The following is a 25,050-nucleotide window of genomic DNA, read 5'->3' on the forward strand; positions in this document are numbered from 1 at the left end:
GTTAGGTTTTATATCGATGAATAATCAAGGTAGAAGTATTTTAGCTTGGGCAGCACTTTTCGTTTTTGTAATATTACTTTTTAATGTTTTCCAATCTGACGGTTTACTTGGCGGAAGAAATAATATAACTTTCTCGGATTTTTTAACACGAGTTGATGAAAAGACCGTTAATTCGGTAAAAATTCAAGGTAGAGTAATTGAAGGCACTGCAAATGACGGCTCTACTTTTAGCACTTATGCTCCTGATTATCCTGATTTAGTAAATCGTCTTACTAGCAATGACGTTAATATTGAAGTCGTGCCTCTTGAAACAAGAATGAACACCTTTTTAGGTTTCTTAATTTCTTGGTTTCCTATGCTTTTATTGATAGGTGTTTGGGTTTTTTTCATGCGTCAAATGCATGGAGGCGGGAAAGCCATGGGGTTTGGAAAATCTAAAGCTAGATTGTTATCGGATAAAGGACCCAAAATTACCTTTAAAGATGTGGCAGGTATCGATGAAGCAAAAGAAGAATTAACTGAAATAGTAGATTTTTTAAGAGATCCAAGTAAGTTCCAAAAACTTGGCGGTAAAATACCGAAAGGCTGCTTGCTTATCGGTCCTCCGGGAACAGGGAAAACACTTCTTGCTAAAGCAATTGCAGGCGAAGCGAATGTCCCGTTTTTTAGCATATCCGGTTCTGATTTTGTTGAAATGTTTGTAGGTGTTGGTGCAAGCCGTGTGCGTGATATGTTCGAGCAAGGTAAACGCAATGCTCCATGTATTATCTTTATCGATGAGATTGATGCCGTAGGTCGCCATAGAGGTATCGGTATGGGCGGCGGTAATGACGAGCGTGAGCAAACCTTAAACCAAATGTTAGTTGAAATGGACGGATTTGAAGCAAACGAGGGAGTCGTGATCATTGCAGCTACGAACCGCCCTGACGTTCTTGATCGTGCCTTACTACGTCCCGGTAGGTTTGATCGTCAAATTGCCGTTGCAAATCCCGATATAAATGGTCGTGAGCAAATTCTAAAAGTACATTTAAAGAAAATTAAATATAATAGTACGGTACTAGCACGAATTATTGCTCGTGGTACCCCAGGTTTTTCCGGTGCTGAACTTGCTAATTTAGTTAATGAAGCTGCTCTTATTGCTGCAAGGCTTGGTAAGAAAGAAGTAGATATGCACGACATGGAAGAGGCAAAAGATAAGGTGCTGATGGGAGTTGCACGTCGCTCTATTGCAATGTCGGAGAAAGAAAAAAGGTTGACTGCGTATCATGAAGGAGGACATGCATTAGTCGGGCTTTATTGCCCTGCAGCATCGCCTATTCATAAAGCTACGATTATACCGCGCGGTAATGCTCTTGGGATGGTGCAAAGACTTCCTGAAACTGATGAATATTCTCAGAATCGTGAACAAATGGAATCATCTATAGCAGTTTATATGGCAGGAAGAGTAGCGGAAGAAATCATTTTCGGTAGAAATAAAGTTACCTCGGGAGCTTCATCGGATATAAAAGGTGCAACCAATATTGCAAGAGCGATGGTTACAAAAGCAGGTTTAAGTGATTTAATAGGACCGATATTTCATGGTTCAAGCAGTGATGATATGTATGGCAGACAACCTAATAATGAAACGTCGGAAGCTACTGCAGAGTTAATTGATGCCGAAGTTAAAAGCATTATTACGCAAGGATATGAATTTGCAAAAGATATTTTAACAAAGCATATAGATCAGCTTCATACGCTAGCTAATGCTTTAATTGAATATGAGACATTATCCGGTCAGCAAATTAAAAATTTACTTAGCGGTAGAGCTTTAGATTCAGAAGAGGAAAATAAATTTCCTTTTAATGATTCATCTACTATAAAAATAGATAAAGAAAAATCACCTGAAAAAGCAAAAACAACTAAAGCTAAAAAAGAGAGTACTTAAATGGCAGAGTTAAGATTACCGCCAAATTCAGTAGTAAAAAAGGGTAGAGAGCATAAAGAAAACGAGGAAATGCTAAAACCTCGTAAAGTAAAGATTTATAGATATAATCCTGACCTTGATGAGAATCCTACTATCGATAGTTTTAAGATAGATTTAAGTAAAACCGGACCAATGGTTTTAGATGCTTTAATTAAAATCAAAAATGAAATCGATTCGACTCTAACATTTAGACGTTCTTGTCGAGAAGGAATTTGCGGTAGTTGTGCAATGAATATTGACGGCACAAATACTTTAGCATGCATAAAACCAATAGAAGATATATCAGGCGATATCAAAATCTATCCGCTTCCTCATATGAAAGTAGTGAAAGACTTAGTACCTGATATGTCGCATTTTTACGCACAATATGAATCGATAGAACCTTGGCTTAAAACCGATAGCCCTGCTCCTTCAAACTCTGAAAGGTTACAGTCGATTAAGGACCGAGAAAATCTTGACGGTTTATATGAGTGCATATTATGTGCTTGCTGTTCTACTTCCTGTCCTAGCTATTGGTGGAACGGTGATAAATATTTAGGCCCTGCGATTTTATTGCAGGCTTATCGATGGATTGCCGATTCACGGGATGATCATACCGGCGAACGTCTTGAAGCTTTAGAAGACCCGTTCAAGCTTTATCGTTGCCATACGATTATGAACTGCACTAAAACCTGTCCTAAAGGCTTAAACCCTGCTAAAGCTATCGGTAAAATAAAAAGTTTAATTGCAGAACGTCATGGGGTGTGATTCTTAATTAATTATTTCTCAAAATGATAAAATAATGAAAAAAGCAATTATTTTCTGTTGGCTATTTCTTAGTTCTATATCTTGCGTTTTTGCCGTTGATTGTAATAATGCCCTAACACAAGGTGACATGAATTATTGTGCCGGTGAAGAATATAAGAAAGTTGATAAGAAACTAAATCAAATATACCAAGAAATATTAAAACATATTTCAGACGAACAAAAACAAGTTAATTTGCTTAAAAAACCCCAAAACTTATGGATTAAGTACCGAAAAGCTGAGTGTGAATTTCAGAGTTCTGGAGTTTATGGCGGTTCTGTATATCCAATGATACTGCTTACGTGTTTTACAGGAAAAACCGAAGAGCGTATCAAAGAATTTGAAGCCATGCTGAAATGTAAAGAAGGCGACTTAAGTTGTCCATTTATAATCAAGACGCAGAACCTAGATAATTGAGAATAGCAAATTATTTATGTAATTTGCTATTTGCGGTATAAATTATTAAGAACTATTCGTCCCTTTCTTAATATTTTTTGTTATAAGACTCGATTAAATTAATTAATTTTATTATTTCACTAATTTCAAAAAAATCACATATATTATCTAAATTATCATTTATAACATCAATAATAAATTCAATAAAATTCTCCCATTTGTTTTGTGGTATTGGGTTTTCTACTTTGTTTTTCTATTATTTGTGTTTGCTCAGACATAAACTCTATTTCTAGAGGTAATTTGTACGTCTAGAAGATAGTTTGAATCCTCATATAGGTTTGATTACGTTGGGATTGAAGTGTTTCTTCCAAATTTCTCTTTATAAAAAAGGTTATTCAAGAGGTCTATTTTTAACGGTTTGTATAAAGTGATAAAAATACATATTTTTAAAAAAAATTATAACTAACCATAAAATTTTACTATGTGTATAACTATACTTATAGTTATATAAATATATTTATATTTAACTATAAAGTAAAATTATGAAAGATAATACAAATAAGTCAGCTTGGCAAGTTACTGGAATGAATTCTGTTGAGGCAGCAAAGAATTTAGCCAATACTAAAATGGGACAAGAAGTTCCTACCATAGTTAAAAATTCAGAAAACGCTCCTAGGACTACAGCTGAACATATAAGATTAACAGGCACTAGCGAGTTTAACTGATGTGGCTAGCTTACCGGCAACACTTATGGCAAAATACGCATCTATTGCTATTATAAATAGTAATACAAATAGAAAACAAAGAAGCTTTAAAACCCACTTTGCAAAAATTAGAGCCTTTCGTTCAAAACTATAGTAATTCTCAAGATTTTAAAGACAAAGTACAAAAAATAGAACAAGAGTCACATGCAAAAGCTGAAAATCTAGTTTCAAAAGTTACTACCGGTAAAACCGATATAACAACTTTAAGTAAAGAAGAAGAAAATGCAAAAAATTTATTAGGAGAAACGTCTTCAGGAGAAAACACTTCTAACACCCCTACTAATATAGATAAGAACTAAATTATGAGACTTGCTACAGAGAGATTAATATTAATTCATTATTTGTAGGACTTTAAATAATGCTCCCATTTGTTTTGGCGATATTAGTCTTGCTACCTGCTTTTCTATTATTTGTGCTTGCTCATCGTTAAGCTTGTCTTGCAATGTTTTACTGCGTAATAAGATTCCGTTTTCTATTAAAAAATCACGTTGCAATATTGTATCTATTACATTTATTTTGCTATTTTTAGCTACCATTTTTAATGTATAAAAATCCACATGTGCCGATAAATCGGCTTCTCCAAGATTCTCAAGGATGGGACAATATTTATGATTTTTAACTGCTTGTAATGTTGGATTATATTGATATCTAGTTCTGTTACTCGAAGCTATATCATAGCCGTAATCTATTATTAAGCAGCTGCCGCTTAGTTTTTTGAGATGTTTAGCTATAAATTTTATAATTTCTATCGATTTATAAGATTCTTCAAGCACTGCTCCGTCTTTTGCTTCAATATGAGTTCGCAGCAGATATTCTTGTAATTGCTTATTAACGCTTATTTTATCGTATTTAATTCTTCCGTCTACCGGCTGTACCACAAATATTCTTTCATACCATAATTCCTTGACTTTAATATATTGCTTTATCGGCATAGCATCAAAGAATTCATTAGCTACTATTATGGTAGGTTTTTTGGGTATATCTTCTATAAATGATAGGTGTTTAATCGGTAAATTAATATCTTGTAAATTAGACTTTTGATGAGCAATAAAATTTTGATTAATTTCTATTAGTTCAATTGATAAAGCTTTGTAAAATTCCGGTACTAATTTTGCGGTACGTAGTAAATCACGCATTAATAGGCCTCGACCAGGTCCAAGCTCAACTAAACTAAGACTTTTTGGACAACCGATTCTTTGCCACTCTTTGATACACCATAAGCCGATAATTTCGCCAAATAGCTGTGAAACTTCAGGAGCCGTAATAAAGTCACCTTCGCTAGCCAAAGATTTTGTTTGTCTATAATATGAAGCAGGATTTGAATATAATATTTCTTGCATGAGAACATCGCAAGTAATATAACTGTTTTGATCGATTAATTGTCTTATTTTGGAGTCGATCGACATATTAAATAACTTCCTAAGATTAACATCGGTATTGATAAAATCTGTCCCATAGTTAAGCTATCTAAAATAAACCCAATCTGCACGTCGGGTTCTCTAAATATTTCAATAGTTATTCGGAAAAGAGCATAAAATGTTAAAAATAGTCCTGAGTTTAAAGCACGTTTTTCAAGAGTTTTGTGCTTAAATGTTGCATATGCTAAGATATAAAATAATACTAAACCTTCAAAAAAAGCTTCATATAATTGACTAGGGTGACGCGGGCTCAGGTCACCATTTGGAAAAATTATACCAAAAGAAGAATTTGTAGTACGTCCATATAGTTCACCGTTAATAAAATTAGCGATTCTACCTAGAAATAATCCGATAGGTACTACCGGTGCTATTATGTCCGTGAGACTTAAAAAATTAACTTTATATTTTCGACAAAACAAATAAGCCGCAATAATTACTCCTAAAGCTCCGCCATGGAAAGACATCCCGCCTTCATAAGTTTTTAAGATATCTATTGGATTTGAAAAATATCTAGAAGGGTTATATAATAAAACAAACCCTAGTCTACCTCCGATTATTATGCCTATAACTGCATAAGTAATGAAATCTTCTAGATTTTTTTTGGTAATTTGAGGCTTAAATTTTACTATAATTTTGTTTGCATAAAACCAGCCTAGTAAAATTCCTATTACATATGAAAGGGAATACCAAGATATAGTAAACGGACCTATAGAAAAAATAACAGGATTAATATTTGGAAATATCATAGTAAATAAGTTATTTAATTAGATTTTTTGCATAACTTGCTTCTAAGGGTAATTTTTGTACGTCAATCCGGTACTTGCATCCTCACATATGTCTATATATGCTGCGGTGCTGCGTTCCGTGTTTCCTTCAAATTTCTCCTTATTATCTACGTTATACAAAAAATCTATTCTTTTGAGTTAAAATTATTGATAAAAATAAAATTTTTAGTAATAATAAAAAAGATTTATATTTTATAATAATAATGATAGGTAAAATATGCAATATTTAATGGATCTATATCATACCTCAAGTACGGAGTTAGTATTATTGTTTGTTATGTTAGTATCTCTTATACCGGTGATATTTCTAATTAAAAGATTAATTTTTATTCCTGTAAAAAATTATTTAACTAGACATCATTATGATGATTATGAAAGGATACTAAAAAAATATCCTATATTTCGTTATTTATTACACACTTTATTAGCACTGTACTTTGCATGTTGGGGAAATATTGTCCATCCTACTTCTTTTAAAGCACATGTGTTACTTGGAATCAAAGATACTATAGTGATCTTATATACTAGTATATCCGTGACTATGTTATTATTAACGCTTATAGATGCTTTTGCAGATCTGTATCACAATAGGATCAAAGCCGTTACAAAAAATGCACCGCTTAGCTTATATTTTCAAATATTAAAAATCATTGTCATGGTTATTGCAGCCATGATAACTATTTCCTACATATTAAATATTTCACTTAGTACATTCCTAACAAGTTTAGGTGCAGCCGCAGCTCTTTTAACATTTGTTTTCAAAGATACCGTTTTAGGATTACTTGCAAGCGTGCAACTAACTACTCAAGAAATTATTAATATTGGAGACTGGGTACGTATCGGCGAAATTGAAGGAACAGTTGAAAAAATTACTATTTCTGTAGTAACAATTAGGAATTTTGATCAATCTATTTCTACAGTTCCTACTTACAGCATTTTAAATTCTAACGTAACTAATTATAGAGGAATTAGTGAATCAGGAGCAAGAAGGGTAAAGAGAGTATTTAATATTAATATGGCCACTATTAACTTCTGTGATGCTACTATTTTAAAAGAACTAAAAAAATCTCCTTATATATCACAGGATGTAATCAATAAAATCACTCTTGATAAAGAAGAGAAAGATTTAACTAATATTAAACTATTCAAATTATACGTTCAGGAATATCTGAAAAATAATCCGGCAGTTTATACCGAAGGGTTTACTTTTCTAGTAAGACAGCTTGAACCTACGATTAACGGGTTGCCTATAGAAATATATATCTTCGTTACAGAAGTGAATTTAGTAGATTATGAAAATATACAAGACGATATTTCTGAACATTTAATTTCTATACTTCCTGAATTTAAATTAAAAATATTTCAGAATGTAGGAGTGGTATAGTATATCCGAGTAAATGACGAGTAGTAAAAATAGAAAAATAAATTAAATTTGTATCCAAGATGGAAGCCGCCTTTCATCGTGGATATTCATTATTTTCAACTTCTTTCAAAAGTAGTATTATATACTACTTGATTATTTTCTCTAAATGCTTTAAAACTTAAAGCTTTAAAAATATGAAAATTTAAGATCTAGGAATGAATAATAATATAATTAATTTAATAGCCGCTATTGTACTGTCTTTAAGTATAATTTTCGGTTGGCAATATTTTGTTGTAAAACCTGAACAAAAAAAACAGCAACAGCAAATAGCAGTGCAGAAAGCAGAAAATTTAAAGAAACAAAAGTTAAAAGCTTTAGTCGAACCTGCATCTGATATTGTTGTTCAAGAAGAAAATCAAGTACAGCGTATAAAAATAGAATCTGAATCGCTCACCGGTTCTATTTCATTAAAAGGACTTAGATTCGACGATTTAATATTGAAGAAATATAAACAAGATTTATCTAAAAATAGTCCTGAAGTAAGGTTATTTTCATCGGCTAATACAGAGAATGCTTATTTTGCCGAAATTGGCTTAGTTAGTAATTTATCTAGTGTAAAACTCCCTAACAACGATACTATATGGAATAGCGACGGTGAAATATTAAGCCCTGAAAAACCCGTTAATTTGTTTTGGGTTAATGAAGACGGAGTTAAATTTTTAGTTACTATTACTGTCGATGAAAACTATTTATTTACTATAGAGCAAACCATCGTTAATAATAGTGATAAAGAACTTCCTGTGCAATCTTACGGTTTAATAAACCGTAAGTATATTGCCGTAGAGAAAGCGGTGAATATATTACATCAAGGACCTATAGGTTGTATAAACGAAAATCTTAAAGAATATTCGTATGATGATATTAAAGATAAGAAAAGCGAAAAATTTGCAGCAAGTAAAGTTGATTGGATAGGAATTACCGATAAATATTGGTTATCTTCCTTAATTCCGGATAAATCAAGTAATTACAGCTCAAATTTTAATTATGCTCTTAAGCAAGGTGCTGAAAGATATCAGGTAGATTTTATTTCACCGGTACAAATAATAAAGCCCGGCGAAAATTTTTCCATTAAAAGCAGAATTTTTGCCGGAGCAAAAAAAGTAGACTTACTGGATAAATATGAAAAACAATATGATATTAAGTTATTCGATAGAGCTATTGATTTCGGTTGGTTTTATGTAATTACTAAACCGGTCTTCTACGCCATGAATTTTTTCTATGGTTATGTCGGTAATTTCGGGATTAGTATATTAATCGTTACGGTTATAATTAAGCTGCTAATGTTTACTTTAGCGAATAAATCTTATCGTTCGATGAAAAAAATGAAAAATTTACAGCCGGAAATAGATAGGATAAAAAATTTATACGGTGATGATAAAGTACGTTTAAATCAAGAAATTATGGCTTTATATAAAAAAGAAAAAGTAAATCCGGTAGCAGGTTGTTTGCCCATACTTGTTCAAATACCCGTATTTTTCTCTATATATAAAGTATTGTACGTAACTATTGAAATGCGGCAAGCACCGTTTTACGGTTGGATTAAAGACTTATCTGCACCTGACCCTACTACTATTTTTAATTTATTCGGCTTATTACCATTTTCGCCGCCGTCATTTTTAATGATTGGAGCATGGCCTATTTTAATGGCTATTACTATGTTCTTACAGCAAAGAATGAGTCCTGAACCTGCCGATCCCGTGCAGGCACAAGTAATGAAATTTATGCCGTTAATTTTTTTAGTAATGTTTAGTAGTTTTCCTGTGGGGCTTTTAATATATTGGTCTTGGAATAATATTCTATCTATAATCCAACAATATTATATTAATAAATTTAATTAATGAGAATAGATAAAAATTTACCTAATTATCTAACTATTGCTCGAATAATGGTAATTCCGGTTATTATACTGGCATTTTATATAAATAATTCACTTGCACGTAAATTTGGGGCATTATTATTTGTTTTAGCTAGTATTACGGATTTTTTTGACGGTTATATTGCAAGGAAATATAATTTAGTTACAAGTTTTGGCAAGATGTTTGACCCTATAGCAGATAAGCTACTCGTAGGTTGCGTTATTATAATGCTACTAAAAAAAGATAATGTAGATGAGATACCTTGCTTATTAATTTTAGCACGAGAATTTTTAGTTAGCGGTCTTCGGGAGTTTTTAGCTCTAGTAAAGGTTAGTGTGCCTGTATCGAGACTCGCTAAGGTAAAAACGTTTTTACAAATGTTTGCTTTATCGATATTGATACTAGGTTCAAAAGGTTCAGGAATTATTTATTTAGATATAGTAGGGGAAATAATTTTATGGATTGCTGCTTTTTTAACAATCATCACAGGTTATTCTTATTTTAAAGCATGTAAGAAATATTTTTAAAAACGCCAATAGCAAATTACTATAGGTAATTTGCTATTGATTGAAAGGTGGTACAAATCAAGCTTGGTATAAAATTAAAATTTATATCCAAGGAGGAAGCCGCCTTTCTCCTTGGATATTACTTATTTCGTACCGAATAGCTAATTATTGTATAATTAGCTATTCGCATTAAGGAGAATTTTATGATATATGTAAAATATATAATTTTAGGGTTTATTATGGTGTCTAGTTTAAATCTTTACGCTGCTAACAATGATATAATTGCCGATAAGAAAGTCGTGAAGGTAGAAGTAAGTAATGAACATTTAAAAACATTAAATGAAGCTTCTACTCTTTTAATTAGTTGTGTAGATTTTAGACTAATAGATGAAACAGATAAATTAATGAAGCAATTAGGATTGGAAGATAATTTTGATAAAGTATCACTGCCGGGTGCATCGCTTGCCCTTGTTAATGAGAAATATACTCATTGGAGAAAAACAATAGAAGATACTATCGAGATTTTGCAAGAATTACATAACATTAAACAGATTGTTTTTCTTGATCATAGAGAATGCGGAGCTTATAAAATACTTATAGGTCAGGAACAGCTAAATACCAAGGAAAACGAAACGGCAGCACATGCAGAAATTTTAAATAAGGCACGTAACATAATTAAAGAAAAATTCCCCCAATTAAAAGTTTATACCTTTTTAATGGGGCTTGACGGCGTAGTAGAACAAATTTATGAAGATGTCATTCCTGCGAAAGCAGGAATGACATAGAGCAGGTTTTACCTACCCATACCATATACCTACAAGTTCGCAAAATAACAGAATTTATTTTGTATCTTTATCCTTATTATCGTTAGAATTAGCAGCATTATTTTTGGGGTCGTTTTCTGCTGTTAGTTTAGAGAGAGATAGTTTTTGTTTATATTTTTGTTGCTCTGCTAAAAAATTTTGAGCCTCTTTGGAAAGGCTATTATATAATTCACGTTTTTCTTTGTTAATATTAACTATTTCTACTCTATATTTTTGTATTTCCTCACGTACTTCCGGTTTTATAGTACCGGCGTAAGCAGAAAAATCATCTATAATTTTTTGTGTTGTAACATCATTAGTTTTTGCTGCATCTTTTTTGGAGCCGTCGGAAGTTACACTGTTAGCAAAGCTGCTTGTACTAAGTAAAAAAGCTATTCCAAATATGATATTTTTAATTATTTTTCTTGTCATATAAACCTTAATTTACGCGAATAGCGAATTATTACATAATCTGCTATTTGGTTAGAAATATTGAATATAAAAGGTGAAAGACGGCTTCCACCTTTTATATAAATTTTTACTAAAAATAATAACATTTTATTCTGAAATCGGGGTGAAGAACCGCTTCAAACCCCGATTTCTAGAACTTTTTAATCAATAGCAAATTACAAAAGTAATTTGCTATTGGCGATAATTTCATCCCTAACAAGTAGACCATGTTTAAGTCTAATAGTCAATGAAAAGATATATAATAAAATAATAATAATGCTCAAGAGTTTTATGATAGAACGATTAATGCAGATTTATCTGATAACTATAAAGCATTTACTAGCTATTTACCTGAAAAAGCTCATATTTTAGATGCAGGTTTGCGGTGTTGATCGTGATACGAAATATTTTTTAAATCAAAATTATCAAGTAACTGCTCTTGATGCTTCTAAAGAAATGGTCAGATTAGCATCAAAAGAAACCGGAATAAATGTACTGCACTCAACTTTTCAAGATATCGATTTTAAGGAGTTGTTTAATGGTGTTTGGGCTCAAGCAACTCTCCTTCATGTACCTTATAATGAAACAACCAATGTTTATAAAAAATTCACAGTGCATTAAAGCCGGCAGGAATTTTTTATGCTTCTTACGGATATGGTTCAGATATTATACAAAGTGATGATCGCGATTTTTACAATATGAATGAAGATACAATAAAGCCTTATTTTGTCGGGCTAAAATATGGACGGAAAAGAGTAATAGATTCTCTCCAAGTAAAGAGGCATTATGGTTAAATTTTATTGTGAAAAAAAGTAAAACAATATGATCAGATTAGTTTACTTATTTCTCGCTTTAATACTCAGTTTTAAAATATACGCAAAGGAACATAAAGGCTTAACCTATAATCGTTATGAAAAAGATAAGCATGTTATTCATGTATTAACTATTGATCCTAAGAATTTTGGGTTAAAATTAGTTAAAGCACATAACCAAGTTATAGGCAGAGAAACAGTAGACGCTATGGCACTGCGTAATAATGCTATAGCTGCTATTAATGCCGGATTCTTTGAGATCGCCGGTAGCGATGACGGTAGACCAAGCCTTACTTTAATGATTGACGGCAAGCTATTTAGTCTTAGAAAACAATTACAAAGTTTGTTAATCATAGATTAAGGTAATATTCAAATTACTAAAGCTAATGCAAAAATTTCATTAGAAATAGGCGATAAATCTATTATTCCAAATCAAGTTAATTATTTTTCAAATCCAAAAGATATTACTTTCTATAATGATGTTTGGGCATCTACTACATTAACGCCTTATACTAATAAAGAAATTTTGATTGACCGGAATTTTATTGTTACAGAAATAAGTGGGTATGGTGATAATCAAATTCCATTTAAAGGCTTTATATTGTCCTTTCCACAAGAAACAAGTTTGCCGGCAGTAAATATAAATGATTCCGTAAAGCTGAATTTAGAATTTATCGATAAAGAAAATAAACCTATAAATTTAAGTAAAAATGCTTCAGTAGTAACCGGTATTCCCTTGTTGGTTCAAAATGGTAAAAATGTTATAGATAATCCAAAGCAAAATGATCCGGCTCATGCTCGTACTGCTTGAGGAGTGCGTAATGACGGTACTATAGTTATAGTTGTAGCCGAACATATTTATAAGCAACACGTAAAAGACCTTAAGCTTGCACAAGTTAGATCAATTCTACGAAAAGAAAAGGGGGTAACTCTTGAGAAATTAACAATGCCCGAAGCTTTAAAAATTCTAGAAAAACATCTTGTTAATGATACTGTGGTAGGGCTAACTAAAACAGAGCTTGCAGATTATATGCTAAGCCTTGGATGTGAATCGGCAATTAACCTAGATGGCGGTGGCTCTTCCACGTTATTTATGGACGGAAAAATTATAAATAATGTTACAGGCGATGAAGATGAAGCGTTAGGAGAACATATAGTACGCCCCGTATCCGATGCAATAGTTATTCCAATATAGAATAAATTTTATGCGTTTCCTGATTATAATTATAACTTTATTTTTAACAGAAACAGCCATAGCAAGGGATTGTGATTTACCGGCTCAATGGCAGAAGCTTTGTCCTATTTTAGAAGCAAGGGTAGCACAAACTGCTAAGAAAATGAAGCTACAAGCATCAAATGTCAAAAGCTTAGAGCAATTTCTAAATTCTACTGATTATAATTTTGTATATTTATCAGAACTACAAAATTTTCTACCCAAAACTACTTTAGCATTATTAATAGCAATAAATGCAAGAGGGTTAGATAAAAAAGAAGCAGCGTTAATGGCAAAATATTTGCAAGAACTAATAGAATCTTATAATTTCCAAAATGTTGCAGCATTTGATGAAAATACGTCTCATATTATCGGACGTTAGTGGCATGAGATTGATTATTCCGGTGAAAATATGACATGGCAAGGCCAAAAAGCAAAATATGCTCGTTATGATATAACAGATTTCAAATCTGTAGATTGCCTGAAAAAGTTTTTTACAGTAGAATCAAAACTGCCCTATTTTACTAAAATATATAAGCCTCGGTAGATTTTGTTGCGTCTCTCTAATGTCATTCCCGCGAAAGCGGGAATCCAGTAATTTAAAAATGCAAATAATTTAAATTATAGAAACTAAAAGTTCAAGATTATTTGTTGTGCCACTTTTATTTTATTGAGTGATGCAAAAGTCAATTTGTAAAGCTTAGCAAACCTAGAAAATTCTAAGGTTTTATAGTTGTAGTTTTCTGTTGCATAGCTTTTGTACGTTTTTCTAAATATTCTTCTTTACTCAAGATTTTTTCGGGAGCTACATAATCTAAAAATACTTTTCCATTTAGATGATCAATTTCATGCTGGATAACTCTTGCTAAAAATCCTTCTACGATACCTTGAATTTGATTTCCATTTATATCATATGCCTGATAATGAATTTTCTTATATCTTGCTATCGGTCCTGTAGCATTTTCAACAGGAAAGCATCCTTCGTAATCTTCATGTTTGTCAATACCTATCGGTTTATATGAGGGGTTGATCCATATAGTTTGAGGTATTGTATCCGTAAGGTCAGGATGCCATTTTTTTAACTCTTCATTTTCATGTACTGCAAATATTATTATACATTTTGATATGTCTATTTGTGGTGCAGCAAGTCCTGCACAATTTTCTTCTTGATCATATTGCTTTTCTAAAATAGATATATCACGTAAATCTGCTGGAGATAACGGGAAGTTTAAAGTTTTTGCCTTTATTCTGATAGTTTTATCCTCTGAACTATTTAAAGTCTCTATACGGACTGTTGAAAAAGTCATCAAGGTTGCAAATATTTTTTATTTTTAGTAGCAATAGATAAAAAACCAAAAAATAATTTTAAGTATCCGTTTGAAATTTTGCACTATTGCAATCATGAAGACTTGAATCTGTGTTTTTTGTATACTTCTAAATTGTGCTCTTCGTAAGCCATGATTATCTTTAGCTTCAGCAAAGATGCCTTCTATTTTCCATTTGCTCTCAATTAGTTTTTGCTTAAAATCAATGCTGTTCTGTCTTGCTTTTACTTCATCTATTTCATCCTGATAAGGATTACGGTATATAAATCTTGCTCTATTACTATAATTATCAGAAATACAACGTTGTCTTAATAGACAATTTTTACAATGTCCACCCGTAATACGATAACGCTTTATTCGTTTTTATCTAATTTTGTATAAGGATAAAGGTAATGTCCTTCAGGACATTTATACCTATCGTTCTTTCTGTCATATTTAAATTCACCTCTACTTATTTTTCCTTCACCAAGATTGTCTACGTGTAAAGGTATATAAGTAGTAATTCCTAGCAACTGAAAGTATCTATAAGTTGGACCTCTACCGTAACCTTTATTTGCTATCCATTCTTTTATTTTAAAAGAAAAATTATTTAATATATAACAAACCCTATTTGGCAGTATAACACACTCATGTTGTGATCCTGTACTTACATAACAATCTACTATAATACGCGTACCGCTATCAATCGAGTAATGTGTTTTATAACATAGCTTTTTATAGCCACTAGTTCTTGATACAAGACTACAATTAGGATCTGTTTTGCTTACATGAGGTTGGTTAGATATTTTTCTTACTTTTTTCCCTTCTCTAAAATCATGATAACGACGTTCATATATTTTTAATTCTCGTTTTTGTGTATCATCTTTATCATTTCTTAATATCATACTATCTATAGATGCATACGCTTCAACTAAAGATGCATCTGAAATAATGGTTTCTCCTTTTAAAATACCTAATTTATACCATCGCTTAATTAAGCTTTCAAATATCTGTTGAAATAGCTCTACTCCATATCTATCTCTTATTCTACTTAATGATGAATGATCGGGTACCTTATCATCCAAACCTAAATCACAAAACCATCTATATGCTACATTCAGATGAATTTCTTTCCTTACCTTAACATCAATAATTTTATTTAATTTCCTTTGAGTAAAAATCAACAGGTTTGACTTTTCTAACATATTCTAGTATAATATCTATCTTCACAATAAATAGAAAAATTTAATTTATGAGTACTACGAAAAGCGATAATTATATCTCGGAACTGAGAAAAGTAATTTGGCCTATAGAAAGATATGAAAATAAGAAGTTTCTTCCTATGGCGTTTATGATGTTCTGTATTTTATTAAACTACTCAACCCTTCGCTCAATTAAAGACGGGTTTGTAGTAACGGATATAGGGGCAGAAGCAATAAGTTTCTTAAAAACATATATAGTACTACCTGCTGCCGTAATTGCTATGGTAATTTATGTTAAACTTTGCGATATTTTAAAGCAAGAAAACGTGTTTTATGTCATTACTGCATTTTTCTTAGGGTATTTTGCACTATTTGCATTTGTTCTGTACCCTTATCCTGATTTAGTACATCCTGATCCTGAAACGATTGAACATTTGAGTTTAGCTTATCCTAATTTCAAATGGTTTATAAGAATAGTTGGGAAATGGAGTTTTGCATCTTTTTATACTATGGCAGAGCTTTGGGGAACAATGATGCTTAGTTTATTATTTTGGCAATTTGCTAACCAAATTACTAAAACCGACGAAGCTAAACGTTTTTACTCAATGTTCGGTTTACTTGCTAATTTAGCATTGCCTGTAGCATCTGTTATTATTGGATATTTCTTGCATGAAGAAACACAAATAGTTGCAGAACATCTAAAATTTGTTCCGTTATTTATTATTATGATAACAAGCAGCTTTTTAATAATATTAACATATAGATGGATGAATAAAAATGTTTTGACTGACCCGCTTCTTTATGATCCTGCACTTGTAAAAGAAAAGAAATCTAAAGCAAAAATGTCGCTCCTAGATAGCTTTAAAATGATTTTTACGTCTAAATATGTGGGCTATATTGCTCTACTCCTTATTGCTTACGGTGTTTCCGTAAATTTAGTTGAAGGGGTGTGGAAGTCAAAAGTAAAAGAATTATATCCAACAAAAGAAGCTTATACTATGTATATGGGCAGATTCCAATTTTATCAAGGTTGGGTTGCTATCGCTTTTATGATTGTAGGAAGTAATATTCTAAGAAAGGTATCATGGTTGACTGCTGCAATGATTACTCCTTTAATGATGTTACTGACCGGTGCTGCATTTTTTGCATTTATCTTTTTTGATAGCGTTATTGCTATGTATTTAACAGGAATTCTTGCTTCAGGTCCTTCTTTAGCACTTGCGGTTATGATCGGTATGATTCAGAATGTTTTAAGTAAAGGTGTAAAATATTCTTTATTTGATGCGACTAAAAATATGGCATATATTCCGCTTGATAAAGATTTACGTGTAAAAGGACAAGCTGCCGTTGAAGTTATCGGCGGAAGATTCGGTAAATCAGGCGGTGCTATTATTCAATCTACATTCTTTATTTTATTTCCTGTATTCGGTTTTGTAGAGGCGACTCCTTATTTTGCTTCTATATTCTTTGTAATAGTAATATTATGGATATATGCCGTTAAAAGTTTAAATAAAGAGTATCAAGTTTTGGTGAATAAAACCGAAAATAGAATTTGTTAAAATTTAATATTATAAAAAAAGCAAGCTTCTAAGAAACTTGCTTTTTTTATAGTCGGAGAGTTTATAATATGACAAGTACAAAATCCAAAATTAAAACTCCAAGATCGCCATATGTAAAAAAATATAATAGTTGGCGAGTAAGGATTTTGTATTCTATTATTATAGGTTATGCGACTTTTTATTTTTGTCGTCAGAATTTTAACATAGCAACTCCTGCTATAAGAGAATATTTTGGGGTTACTAAAACACAAATTGGTTGGATATTAACAGCTTCTTCTATAATGTATGGAGTTAGTAAAGGTTGTAACGGCTTTATTAGTGATAAAGTTAATGCACGTATATTTATGGTATTAGGGCTTTTACTTGTCGGGATCATTACTATTCTAATAGGCTTTTCAGATTCTTTATGGCTTATAGGAATTTTATGGATAGTCAGTAATTGGTTTCAATCTATGGGCTGGCCTCCTGCAACAAAAATGCTTACTCACTGGTTTGCTCCAAAAGAGCTTGGCACTAAATGGGCTATGGGTGCAACTTCCAACCAAATAGGCGGGGCTTTAGCTATGGTAAGCTGTGGTTATTTAATCGATAAATTCGACTGGAGAGCTGCTTTTTTTGTTCCCGGTGTTGTTGCTTGTATAGTATCGCTTTTCTTATATAATAGGCTTCGTCATTCTCCAAAAGAAGTAGGCTTATCTACCGTGGAAGAATATAAAGAATATCCACCTGAATCCATAGGTGATTATGAAAAGCTATTAACTCCGCAATTACTTAAAATGGTTTTTTGTAACAAGCTAATATGGTATGTTTGTCTAGCTAACATGTTTGTTTATATAATACGTTCCGGTGTAATTTATTGGGCACCGACATTTTTAAGAGATTTACGTAATATAAGTCTTGCAAATGCAGGTTTACAAATCGGTTTATATGAAATGATAGGTATCCCAGGGGCATTAATAGCAGGTGTTTTATCAGATAAACTATTCCAAGGACGTCGAGGTCCTGTTGCTGCCATATGTATGGTATCGCTTAGCTTATTGCTAGTCTTGTTTTGGAAAATACCTATTCAAAGTGAATTATTAAGCATAGTAATTCTTTCTCTAATAGGCTTTTTTGTTTCAGGACCACAGCTCCTTGTAGGTATTGCTGCTGCGGATTTTAGCTCGCGTCAAGCTGTCGGTACTGCTAACGGATTATCAGGATTATTTGGTTATTTAGGAGCAGCCATTGCGGGTGTTGGTGTAGGATGGATTAGCGATAATTACGATTGGAATGGGGTGTTTATCTTTTTTAGTGTTTCTGCTCTTTTAGGGGGCGGTTTATTCGCTTTAACATGGAATCGTTCAGCTAAAAAATAAATTTAATAATTATATAAATAGGTTACAAAATGACAATACAATATACTTTTTCAATGATTAAGCCTGATGCTATTAAAAGGAACAAAATAGGGCAAATCAATACTTATTTAGAAAATGCAGGCTTAAAAATAGTAGCTCAAAAAATGAAGCATTTAACTAAATATGAAGCAGAATGTTTTTATGATGAGCATAGAGCAAGACCGTTTTTTAATAGCTTAGTTGAATATATTACTTCAGGAGCAGTAGTGCTTCAAGTTCTTAAGGGTACAGATGCTATAACTTTAAATCGTAAGATTATGGGAGCAACTAATCCTGATGAAGCTGAAGCCGGAACTATTAGAAAAGATTTCGGTGAATCAATTGAAGCTAATAGTATTCACGGTTCTGATAGTGAAAATAGTGCAAAAAGAGAAATCGAATTTTTCTTTAATAAATCTGAAATTATAGAATAATTAATGCTAAAATATGACGTAATAGTTATAGGCGGTGGGCATGCAGGAGCAGAAGCTGCAGCTGCTTCTGCACGTCTTGGAGTTTCTACTCTATTGATTACGTTAAAACCGGAAAATTTAGGTGAAATGTCTTGCAATCCGGCAATCGGTGGAATTGCAAAAGGCACATTAGTTAAAGAAATCGATGCACTTGATGGGTTAATGGGTTATGTTATAGACCAAGCCGGTATACATTATAAAATGCTTAACGAAACTAGAGGTCCGGCAGTTTGGGGGCCTCGGGCACAAGCTGATAGAAAGCTTTATAAAGAAGCGATGTATCAAATATTAACAAATTACCCAAATTTAGATATATTATACGGAAAAGTGGAAGATATAGAAATTAAATCTTCTAAAGTTGAAGCGGTTGTTTTAAATGATGGTAGTAAAATTCCTGGTCAAAAAATTATATTAACTACAGGTACTTTCCTAACAGGTCTTATTCATATCGGCTCGACAAAAATTCCTGCCGGTAGAGTAGATGAAGAACCTTCTTATGGATTATCTAATACATTAAAAAGAGTAGGATTTAAGATTGCCCGTTTAAAAACAGGTACACCGCCGCGAATTGACGGGCGTACAATTGATTATAGTAAAACAGCTCTACAGCCCGGCGATAAAACTCCTCGTCCTTTTTCGGCATTAACAAATATTGTTGATGTTCCTCAGATAAATTGTTTTATCACAAAAACAACCTCAGAAACTCATGATATTATACGTGAGAATCTTGATAAATCTGCTATGTATTCAGGACAAATAGAAGGGATAGGACCAAGATATTGCCCTTCTATAGAAGATAAAATAGTCAGATTTAGCACAAAATCAGAACATCGTATATTTTTGGAACCTGAAGGGCTAGATGATTATACGATTTATCCAAACGGTATTTCTACTTCTTTGCCTGAAGAAGTACAATGCAAATTAATAAAAACAATCCCTGGTCTAGAAAAAGCAACTATTTTACGTCCTGGTTATGCTATAGAGTATGATTATGTTGATCCACGTGAAATAAGTATTACTCTAGAGACAAAAAAAATAACGGGACTATATTTTGCCGGGCAAATTAATGGTACTACAGGATATGAAGAAGCAGCAGGACAAGGTATAGTTGCAGGCATTAATGCTGCTTTGGCAATAAAAAATCAACCACCTTTTATATTAACAAGAACAAATAGTTATATTGGGGTAATGATAGATGATTTAACAATATTTGGCACTACGGAGCCCTATCGCATGTTTACCTCCCGCTCGGAATACAGGTTATCTTTAAGGGCAGATAATGCGGATTTACGTTTAACGGAATTAGGAATAAATATTGGAGTTGTATCAAAAAAACGTAAAGAAATATTTGAAACAAAATGTTATAATATAGAAAAAACAAGAAATTTATTAAAAACATTATCTTTCACTACTAGTAAGCTTGTTAAAATAGGAGTGCAAGTAGCACAAGACGGTACGTATAAAACAGTTTTAGATTTATTTAAAATACCTAATTTTACTATTGAGCAGGCTATTAAAATTTTTCCTGAGCTTCAAGAAATTAATAGTAATATTTTACAATTGTTATATATTGAAGCTAAATACGCATCATATTTAGCTAAACAGCAAGCAGATATTAATTTGTTTCAAAATGAGGAAATGCAATTAATACCTAAAAATATTGACTATTTTAAAATACCAAGTATATCATTAGAGATACAGGAAAAACTTTCTTACCATAAACCTACTACTATTGGCGTAGCACGTCGAATTCCAGGGATTACACCTGCAGCAATTACGGCTATTATAATTTATTTAAAAACTAAATATAGTGATGGAAGTTCCACATGAAATAATTGAAAAGTTAGAAATTTTTCAAGAATTAATAAAAAAATGGAATAAAGCAATCAATCTTGTATCGGATAATAATATACATAATTTTTGGCAACGTCATATATTAGACCCATTACAATTAATACAATACATTGATGATAAAGAGATACACTTGGTTGATATAGGAAGTGGTTCCGGTTTTCCCGGTATAGTATTATCTATAGCAGGTGTAGCGAAAGTAAGTTTAATAGAAGCGGATTTACGTAAATGTATATTTTTAGAAAAAGCATCAAAGATATCAAATAATAACACATACAAATAATCAATCAAAGAATAGAAAAAGTAGAAATGGATTGTAGTATATTAACTTGTAGGGCTTTTTCTAACTTAAATACAATATGTAATTGTATAAAGAATATTTCAGTACAAGAAAAATTTTTGTTATTAAAAGGAAAAAATTATTTAACTGAAATAGTAGAAGCTAAAGAGAAGTGGTTATTTGATTATTTAATACATCAAAGTATTACTTTTAGAGAAGGGAAAATTCTAGAAGTTAGTAATTTAACAAAAATTATATGAAAGTTATTGCTATTGTTAATCAAAAAGGAGGAGTAGCTAAAACTACAACCACTGTAAATTTAGCTACAGCTTTTGCTGCTGTAAATAAAAAAGTTTTAGTTATAGATCTTGATCCTCAGGGGAATAGTAGTACCGGTTTTGGCATTAGTCAGCAACAACGCAAAAATACTATATATCAAGTATTAACAAATCTAATAGAATTGAAAGATGCAATAATTTCTACAAATATACCAAATTTAGAAATAATTACTTCAAACACTAATCTATCTGCGGCTGAATTAGATTTAACAAAATTAAAGGACCGAGAATATATTTTAATGAAGTTATTGAAAGAAATAAAAATATTATATGATTATATAATTGTTGATTGTCCTCCTTCGTTAAATTTATTAACGGTAAACGCTTTAGTTGCAAGCGATGAAGTGCTGATTCCAATGCAATGCGATTTTTATTCTTTAGAAGGATTAAGCCATTTGCTAAAAACAATTGAAATTGTAGAGAAAAAATTAAATCCTAGGATAAAGATTGCAGGTATATTATTTACAATGTATGATAAGCGTAATCGTTTAACTGAGCAAGTAGAAGATGATGTTAGGAAATGCTTAGGAGAATTAGTATTTAAAACCGTTATTCCAAGAAATATTAAACTATCTGAAGCTCCTTCATATGGAAAACCGGCTATTATATATGATTATAAATGTTCGGGAGCAGTTGCATATATAGAACTTACAAAAGAAATCTTAGAAAGATATGGCGAAAAATAAAGGACTAGGAAGAGGATTATCTTCATTACTTGGAGAAGAAGTTATTTCTATAGAATCAGAAATAATACAAATAATAAATATTGATAAAATAAGACCGAATGAGAATCAGCCTAGAAAAAACTTTGAATATGATAAAATAAAAGAATTAGCAGATTCTATATTGAATAATGGTTTATTACAGCCTATTATTGTTGATAATAATTTCCAAATTATAGCAGGAGAACGACGCTGGCGTGCATGTAAATTAGCAAAAGTTTTAGAGATACCGGTAATTATAAAAAATTTAGATGCTAAAGAGAGTATGGAAATAGCGTTAATTGAGAATATACAAAGAACTGATTTAACAGTTATGGAAGAAGCTCGTGGTTTTAAATATTTAGTGGAAAATTTTAATTATACGGCAGAAAAATTAGCTGAGAGGCTTGGTAAAAGTCGTAGTCATATAGCTAATTTGTTAAGGCTTAATAATTTGCCGCAGTCTATTCAAGATAAAGTAAATGAAAATATACTAAGTATGGGTCAAGCTCGATGTTTAATAAATCATGAACATGCAGAAGTAATAGCCGATCATATTATAAATAATGATTTAAATGTACGTCAAACAGAAGAACTAGTAAGACAATGGTATAAAAATGAGTATACGAAATCTCCTAACAATAATAACAAAGTAGGAAAGCGTTTTTTAAAGGACAGTACTACAGACAATGATCTAGAATTATTAGTAAAAGCTTTATCAGAAAAATTTGGTATAAAAATAACAATAGAAAATTATCCATTAGGCGGAAAATTAATATTTCATTATAAAGATTTGGAAGAATTAGACTTGATATTATTTAAATTAAATTAAAATGCAATATGGAAAAATCATCAATAAGCTTGAACGAAATAAAGTTAGTAGGTATAAAAGTATGTACAAGCAATAATAAAGAGTTTAATCCTCAAGCTGCTAAAATTAAAGCATGTATACAGCATTTTATTTCTTAAGATTTGGCAAATCAAATATCTGAACGAGAAAAACCAATGATAGAAATTATAATATCTGATTTTGAATTATATGATCATAGAGCAATAAATTCATACAATGCGGTAGTAGATATATTTATCGGTGTAAAATAATAATATAAGGAAATAAGTAATTTATGTCATATCAATATGTTTATGAAATGGTTGGTTTAAGCAAAATTATAAATGGTAAACGAATTTTAAAAGAAACAAATTTATCATTTTTACCAAGAGCTAAAATTGGTATAATAGGTCCAAATGGAGCAGGTAAATCGACTTTATTAAAAATAATGGCAGGTATTGATAAAGAGTTTGAAGGTAAAGCAACAGCTAAAATTGGTATAAAAGTAGGATATTTACCTCAAGAACCGTATCTTGATCCTAGTAAAAATGTTTTTGACAATATCATAGAAGGCCTTCATGAAAAGAAAAAACTTATTGAAGAATTTAATGATATAAGTGACAAATTTGCCGGTGAAATCACTGATGAAGAAATGCAAAAGCTTTTTGATAAACAAGCAGAATTGCAAGAAAAAATAGACAATTGTGATGGATGGAATCTAGAACGTGAAATAGAAATCGCAATGCTTGCTTTACGTTGTCCGCCAAAAGAAGCAGATATTACAAAAATTTCCGGTGGAGAAAAAAGAAGAGTAGCTTTATGTAAATTGCTTTTAGAGAAACCTGATATGTTGTTACTTGATGAACCTACAAATCATTTGGATGCAGAATCAGTTTCTTGGCTTGAAGATTATTTAAATCATTATGAAGGCACCGTAATAGTAATTACCCATGATCGTTATTTTTTAGATAATGTTACAGAATGGATATTAGAAATAGATCGTGGAAATTGTATACCGTGGGAATCAAATTATAGTTCTTGGCTTGAGCAGAAACAAAAAAAATTAGCTTTAGAAAGTAAAGAAGACGATGATAGAAAAAAACAATTGAGTCGTGAACTTGAATGGATTCGTCAAACTCCAAAAGCTAGACAATCAAAGAATAAAGCACGTATTACAGCATATCAAGAGTTATTAAATAAACAACAAGAGCAAAAAAATGACCCTACTCAAATAATAATACCTAACGGACCTCGTTTAGGTGATCTTGTTATTGAAGCAGAGCATATAGCTAAAAAATTTAACAATAAAATATTATTATCAGATTTTAGTTTTAAAGTTCCACGTGGAGCTATTGTAGGAATTATTGGACCAAATGGAGCAGGTAAGTCTACTTTGTTTAATATTATTACAGGTAAAATAATACCGGATAGCGGTTCTATTAAAATTGGTCAAACGGTAAAATTAGGATATGTTGATCAATCACGTGATCATTTGGATGATAATAAAACTATATGGGAAGAAATTTCAGAAGGTTTAGACGAATTGCAACTTGGTAATAAAATAGTTAAAAGTAGAGCTTATTGTGCAGCTTTTAATTTTAGAGGCGGTGATCAACAAAAGAAAGTTGGGCAACTTTCAGGTGGAGAACGTAACAGAGTGCATTTAGCAAAATTACTAAAAGAAGGAGCAAATGTTATATTATTAGATGAGCCGTCTAATGATTTAGATATTGATACCTTAAGAGCACTTGAAGATGCTATTTTAGATTTTGCAGGTTGTGTATTAGTGATTAGTCATGATAGGTGGTTTTTAGATAGAATAGCCACTCATATTATATCATATGATAAAGAAAATAATGCTACATGGTTTGAAGGAAATTATCAAGATTATCATGAGTATATGCTAAGTACTAACGGGGAAAGTATTTTAAATCCAAAATATAAACATAAGAAACTAATATAAA

The 25,050-nt window shown here is 31.5% G+C and carries 28 protein-coding genes and 3 pseudogenes; 24 read left to right on the forward strand and 7 right to left on the reverse strand.

The features are described from left to right. The first annotated feature begins 16 nt into the window (after positions 1-16). The 5 genes from ftsH (at position 17) to ACIAS7_RS02575 (ending at position 4,206) form a co-directional block, all read left to right on the forward strand. Entirely contained in the window at positions 17-1,924 is a 1,908-nt protein-coding gene (gene ftsH / locus ACIAS7_RS02555) for an ATP-dependent zinc metalloprotease FtsH (protein WP_473199218.1), read from the forward strand. Further along, on the forward strand, positions 1,925-2,710 hold the full coding sequence (locus ACIAS7_RS02560) for a succinate dehydrogenase iron-sulfur subunit (RefSeq protein WP_473199219.1): 786 nt from the start codon (positions 1,925-1,927) through the stop codon (positions 2,708-2,710). A 127-nt stretch (positions 2,711-2,837) separates the two neighbouring features. Further along, positions 2,838-3,164: a lysozyme inhibitor LprI family protein gene (locus ACIAS7_RS02565; RefSeq protein WP_473199392.1), complete on the forward strand. Its 327-nt coding sequence runs from the start codon at positions 2,838-2,840 to the stop codon at positions 3,162-3,164. Positions 3,165-3,685: 521 nt separating this feature from the next. After that, positions 3,686-3,868 carry a hypothetical protein gene (locus tag ACIAS7_RS02570; protein WP_473199220.1) on the forward strand — a complete coding sequence of 61 codons (183 nt, stop codon included), beginning with the start codon at positions 3,686-3,688 and terminating at the stop codon, positions 3,866-3,868. Positions 3,869-3,966: 98 nt separating this feature from the next. Further along, a complete protein-coding gene (locus ACIAS7_RS02575; protein WP_473199221.1) occupies positions 3,967-4,206 on the forward strand; it encodes a hypothetical protein in 240 nt (79 codons plus the stop codon). A 30-nt stretch (positions 4,207-4,236) separates the two neighbouring features. On the opposite strand, the gene ACIAS7_RS02580 is transcribed toward ACIAS7_RS02575, so the two are convergent. The 3 genes and pseudogenes from ACIAS7_RS02580 to ACIAS7_RS02590 all read right to left on the reverse strand — a co-directional run. Further along, the gene (locus ACIAS7_RS02580) at positions 4,237-5,313 is read right to left on the reverse strand and encodes a class I SAM-dependent methyltransferase (protein ID WP_473199222.1); all 1,077 of its coding nucleotides are present in this window, start codon (positions 5,311-5,313) and stop codon (positions 4,237-4,239) included. Then, a complete protein-coding gene (gene lgt / locus ACIAS7_RS02585) occupies positions 5,292-6,071 on the reverse strand; it encodes a prolipoprotein diacylglyceryl transferase (RefSeq protein ID WP_473199223.1) in 780 nt (259 codons plus the stop codon). Before lgt ends, ACIAS7_RS02580 begins: the two co-directional genes overlap by 22 nt. A gap of 31 nt (positions 6,072-6,102) precedes the next feature. Next, positions 6,103-6,239 (reverse strand): annotated as a pseudogene (locus ACIAS7_RS02590) (palindromic element RPE1 domain-containing protein); the annotation flags it as partial. Between the two features lie 88 nt (positions 6,240-6,327). Here ACIAS7_RS02590 and ACIAS7_RS02595 point away from each other — a divergent pair. From ACIAS7_RS02595 to ACIAS7_RS02610, 4 genes are all read left to right on the forward strand, one after another. Continuing rightward, on the forward strand, positions 6,328-7,494 hold the full coding sequence (locus tag ACIAS7_RS02595) for a mechanosensitive ion channel family protein (RefSeq protein ID WP_473199224.1): 1,167 nt from the start codon (positions 6,328-6,330) through the stop codon (positions 7,492-7,494). A gap of 194 nt (positions 7,495-7,688) precedes the next feature. After that, on the forward strand, positions 7,689-9,371 hold the full coding sequence (yidC, locus tag ACIAS7_RS02600) for a membrane protein insertase YidC (RefSeq protein WP_473199225.1): 1,683 nt from the start codon (positions 7,689-7,691) through the stop codon (positions 9,369-9,371). After that, a complete protein-coding gene (pgsA, locus tag ACIAS7_RS02605; protein ID WP_473199226.1) occupies positions 9,371-9,916 on the forward strand; it encodes a CDP-diacylglycerol--glycerol-3-phosphate 3-phosphatidyltransferase in 546 nt (181 codons plus the stop codon). Before yidC ends, pgsA begins: the two co-directional genes overlap by 1 nt. A gap of 182 nt (positions 9,917-10,098) precedes the next feature. Continuing rightward, entirely contained in the window at positions 10,099-10,680 is a 582-nt protein-coding gene (locus ACIAS7_RS02610) for a carbonic anhydrase (RefSeq protein ID WP_473199227.1), read from the forward strand. A gap of 54 nt (positions 10,681-10,734) precedes the next feature. On the opposite strand, the gene ACIAS7_RS02615 is transcribed toward ACIAS7_RS02610, so the two are convergent. Further along, positions 10,735-11,118, reverse strand: coding sequence for a hypothetical protein (locus ACIAS7_RS02615; protein ID WP_473199393.1), 384 nt, complete (start codon positions 11,116-11,118; stop codon positions 10,735-10,737). A gap of 402 nt (positions 11,119-11,520) precedes the next feature. Between ACIAS7_RS02615 and ACIAS7_RS02620 the strand changes: the two genes are divergently transcribed. The 5 genes from ACIAS7_RS02620 (at position 11,521) to ACIAS7_RS02640 (ending at position 13,555) form a co-directional block, all read left to right on the forward strand. Then, positions 11,521-11,769: a class I SAM-dependent methyltransferase gene (locus tag ACIAS7_RS02620; protein ID WP_473199228.1), complete on the forward strand. Its 249-nt coding sequence runs from the start codon at positions 11,521-11,523 to the stop codon at positions 11,767-11,769. A 201-nt stretch (positions 11,770-11,970) separates the two neighbouring features. Beyond that, on the forward strand, positions 11,971-12,321 hold the full coding sequence (locus ACIAS7_RS02625) for a hypothetical protein (RefSeq protein WP_473199229.1): 351 nt from the start codon (positions 11,971-11,973) through the stop codon (positions 12,319-12,321). Positions 12,322-12,486: 165 nt separating this feature from the next. Continuing rightward, entirely contained in the window at positions 12,487-12,771 is a 285-nt protein-coding gene (locus ACIAS7_RS02630; RefSeq protein ID WP_473199230.1) for a hypothetical protein, read from the forward strand. A gap of 219 nt (positions 12,772-12,990) precedes the next feature. Further along, positions 12,991-13,155: a phosphodiester glycosidase family protein gene (locus tag ACIAS7_RS02635; RefSeq protein ID WP_473199394.1), complete on the forward strand. Its 165-nt coding sequence runs from the start codon at positions 12,991-12,993 to the stop codon at positions 13,153-13,155. Between the two features lie 10 nt (positions 13,156-13,165). Next, positions 13,166-13,555, forward strand: coding sequence for a hypothetical protein (locus tag ACIAS7_RS02640; RefSeq protein WP_473199231.1), 390 nt, complete (start codon positions 13,166-13,168; stop codon positions 13,553-13,555). Between the two features lie 337 nt (positions 13,556-13,892). On the opposite strand, the pseudogene ACIAS7_RS02645 reads toward ACIAS7_RS02640, so the two are convergent. The 3 genes and pseudogenes from ACIAS7_RS02645 to ACIAS7_RS02655 all read right to left on the reverse strand — a co-directional run. Beyond that, positions 13,893-14,462, reverse strand: a pseudogene (locus ACIAS7_RS02645) (peptide deformylase); the annotation flags it as partial. Positions 14,463-14,504: 42 nt separating this feature from the next. After that, positions 14,505-14,855 carry a transposase gene (locus ACIAS7_RS02650; protein WP_473199382.1) on the reverse strand — a complete coding sequence of 117 codons (351 nt, stop codon included), beginning with the start codon at positions 14,853-14,855 and terminating at the stop codon, positions 14,505-14,507. Beyond that, entirely contained in the window at positions 14,852-15,682 is an 831-nt protein-coding gene (locus ACIAS7_RS02655) for a transposase (RefSeq protein ID WP_473199232.1), read from the reverse strand. Before ACIAS7_RS02655 ends, ACIAS7_RS02650 begins: the two co-directional genes overlap by 4 nt. Positions 15,683-15,729: 47 nt before the next feature. Between ACIAS7_RS02655 and tlc1 the strand changes: the two genes are divergently transcribed. From tlc1 to ettA, 10 genes and pseudogenes are all read left to right on the forward strand, one after another. Further along, positions 15,730-17,238: an ATP/ADP exchange transporter Tlc1 gene (tlc1, locus tag ACIAS7_RS02660; RefSeq protein ID WP_473199233.1), complete on the forward strand. Its 1,509-nt coding sequence runs from the start codon at positions 15,730-15,732 to the stop codon at positions 17,236-17,238. Positions 17,239-17,306: 68 nt separating this feature from the next. Further along, positions 17,307-18,596 carry an MFS transporter gene (locus ACIAS7_RS02665; protein WP_473199234.1) on the forward strand — a complete coding sequence of 430 codons (1,290 nt, stop codon included), beginning with the start codon at positions 17,307-17,309 and terminating at the stop codon, positions 18,594-18,596. Between the two features lie 29 nt (positions 18,597-18,625). Further along, a complete protein-coding gene (gene ndk, locus ACIAS7_RS02670) occupies positions 18,626-19,048 on the forward strand; it encodes a nucleoside-diphosphate kinase (RefSeq protein WP_473199235.1) in 423 nt (140 codons plus the stop codon). 3 nt (positions 19,049-19,051) lie between these two features. After that, positions 19,052-20,917, forward strand: a complete 1,866-nt coding sequence (gene mnmG / locus ACIAS7_RS02675; protein ID WP_473199236.1) for a tRNA uridine-5-carboxymethylaminomethyl(34) synthesis enzyme MnmG — start codon at positions 19,052-19,054, stop codon at positions 20,915-20,917. Further along, a pseudogene (rsmG, locus tag ACIAS7_RS02680) lies at positions 20,901-21,478 on the forward strand (16S rRNA (guanine(527)-N(7))-methyltransferase RsmG). The gene mnmG and the pseudogene rsmG overlap by 17 nt, the downstream one beginning before the upstream one ends. Further along, complete coding sequence (locus ACIAS7_RS02685) at positions 21,475-22,242, forward strand: ParA family protein (protein ID WP_473199237.1); 768 nt, start codon at positions 21,475-21,477, stop codon at positions 22,240-22,242. Before rsmG ends, ACIAS7_RS02685 begins: the two are co-directional and overlap by 4 nt. Next, on the forward strand, positions 22,229-23,089 hold the full coding sequence (locus ACIAS7_RS02690) for a ParB/RepB/Spo0J family partition protein (protein ID WP_473199238.1): 861 nt from the start codon (positions 22,229-22,231) through the stop codon (positions 23,087-23,089). Before ACIAS7_RS02685 ends, ACIAS7_RS02690 begins: the two co-directional genes overlap by 14 nt. 8 nt (positions 23,090-23,097) lie before the next feature. Beyond that, the gene (locus ACIAS7_RS02695; RefSeq protein WP_473199239.1) at positions 23,098-23,226 is read left to right on the forward strand and encodes a hypothetical protein; all 129 of its coding nucleotides are present in this window, start codon (positions 23,098-23,100) and stop codon (positions 23,224-23,226) included. Positions 23,227-23,229: 3 nt separating this feature from the next. Then, complete coding sequence (locus tag ACIAS7_RS02700) at positions 23,230-23,358, forward strand: hypothetical protein (RefSeq protein ID WP_473199240.1); 129 nt, start codon at positions 23,230-23,232, stop codon at positions 23,356-23,358. A 23-nt stretch (positions 23,359-23,381) separates the two neighbouring features. Next, complete coding sequence (gene ettA, locus ACIAS7_RS02705) at positions 23,382-25,049, forward strand: energy-dependent translational throttle protein EttA (protein WP_473199241.1); 1,668 nt, start codon at positions 23,382-23,384, stop codon at positions 25,047-25,049. The last annotated feature ends 1 nt before the right edge of the window (position 25,050 follow it).

The sequence above is a fragment of the Rickettsia sp. 109562A South Dakota genome (assembly GCF_055791265.1).

Excerpts from the sequence above, each read along its gene's own strand:
- lgt (WP_473199223.1), bottom strand. The coding sequence starts at position 6,071 with ATGATATTTCCAAATATTAATCCTGTTATTTTTTCTATAGGTCCGTTT.
- ACIAS7_RS02665 (WP_473199234.1), top strand. The coding sequence starts at position 17,307 with ATGACAAGTACAAAATCCAAAATTAAAACTCCAAGATCGCCATATGTA.
- ACIAS7_RS02610 (WP_473199227.1), top strand. The coding sequence starts at position 10,099 with ATGATATATGTAAAATATATAATTTTAGGGTTTATTATGGTGTCTAGT.
- ACIAS7_RS02570 (WP_473199220.1), top strand. The coding sequence starts at position 3,686 with ATGAAAGATAATACAAATAAGTCAGCTTGGCAAGTTACTGGAATGAAT.
- ACIAS7_RS02640 (WP_473199231.1), top strand. The coding sequence starts at position 13,166 with ATGCGTTTCCTGATTATAATTATAACTTTATTTTTAACAGAAACAGCC.
- mnmG (WP_473199236.1), top strand. The coding sequence starts at position 19,052 with ATGCTAAAATATGACGTAATAGTTATAGGCGGTGGGCATGCAGGAGCA.
- ACIAS7_RS02695 (WP_473199239.1), top strand. The coding sequence starts at position 23,098 with ATGGAAAAATCATCAATAAGCTTGAACGAAATAAAGTTAGTAGGTATA.
- ftsH (WP_473199218.1), top strand. The coding sequence starts at position 17 with ATGAATAATCAAGGTAGAAGTATTTTAGCTTGGGCAGCACTTTTCGTT.
- yidC (WP_473199225.1), top strand. The coding sequence starts at position 7,689 with ATGAATAATAATATAATTAATTTAATAGCCGCTATTGTACTGTCTTTA.
- ACIAS7_RS02690 (WP_473199238.1), top strand. The coding sequence starts at position 22,229 with ATGGCGAAAAATAAAGGACTAGGAAGAGGATTATCTTCATTACTTGGA.
- tlc1 (WP_473199233.1), top strand. The coding sequence starts at position 15,730 with ATGAGTACTACGAAAAGCGATAATTATATCTCGGAACTGAGAAAAGTA.
- ACIAS7_RS02595 (WP_473199224.1), top strand. The coding sequence starts at position 6,328 with ATGCAATATTTAATGGATCTATATCATACCTCAAGTACGGAGTTAGTA.
- ACIAS7_RS02685 (WP_473199237.1), top strand. The coding sequence starts at position 21,475 with ATGAAAGTTATTGCTATTGTTAATCAAAAAGGAGGAGTAGCTAAAACT.
- ACIAS7_RS02635 (WP_473199394.1), top strand. The coding sequence starts at position 12,991 with ATGCTAAGCCTTGGATGTGAATCGGCAATTAACCTAGATGGCGGTGGC.
- ACIAS7_RS02565 (WP_473199392.1), top strand. The coding sequence starts at position 2,838 with ATGAATTATTGTGCCGGTGAAGAATATAAGAAAGTTGATAAGAAACTA.
- pgsA (WP_473199226.1), top strand. The coding sequence starts at position 9,371 with ATGAGAATAGATAAAAATTTACCTAATTATCTAACTATTGCTCGAATA.
- ACIAS7_RS02560 (WP_473199219.1), top strand. The coding sequence starts at position 1,925 with ATGGCAGAGTTAAGATTACCGCCAAATTCAGTAGTAAAAAAGGGTAGA.
- ettA (WP_473199241.1), top strand. The coding sequence starts at position 23,382 with ATGTCATATCAATATGTTTATGAAATGGTTGGTTTAAGCAAAATTATA.
- ACIAS7_RS02580 (WP_473199222.1), bottom strand. The coding sequence starts at position 5,313 with ATGTCGATCGACTCCAAAATAAGACAATTAATCGATCAAAACAGTTAT.
- ndk (WP_473199235.1), top strand. The coding sequence starts at position 18,626 with ATGACAATACAATATACTTTTTCAATGATTAAGCCTGATGCTATTAAA.
- ACIAS7_RS02620 (WP_473199228.1), top strand. The coding sequence starts at position 11,521 with ATGCAGGTTTGCGGTGTTGATCGTGATACGAAATATTTTTTAAATCAA.
- ACIAS7_RS02655 (WP_473199232.1), bottom strand. The coding sequence starts at position 15,682 with ATGTTAGAAAAGTCAAACCTGTTGATTTTTACTCAAAGGAAATTAAAT.
- ACIAS7_RS02625 (WP_473199229.1), top strand. The coding sequence starts at position 11,971 with ATGATCAGATTAGTTTACTTATTTCTCGCTTTAATACTCAGTTTTAAA.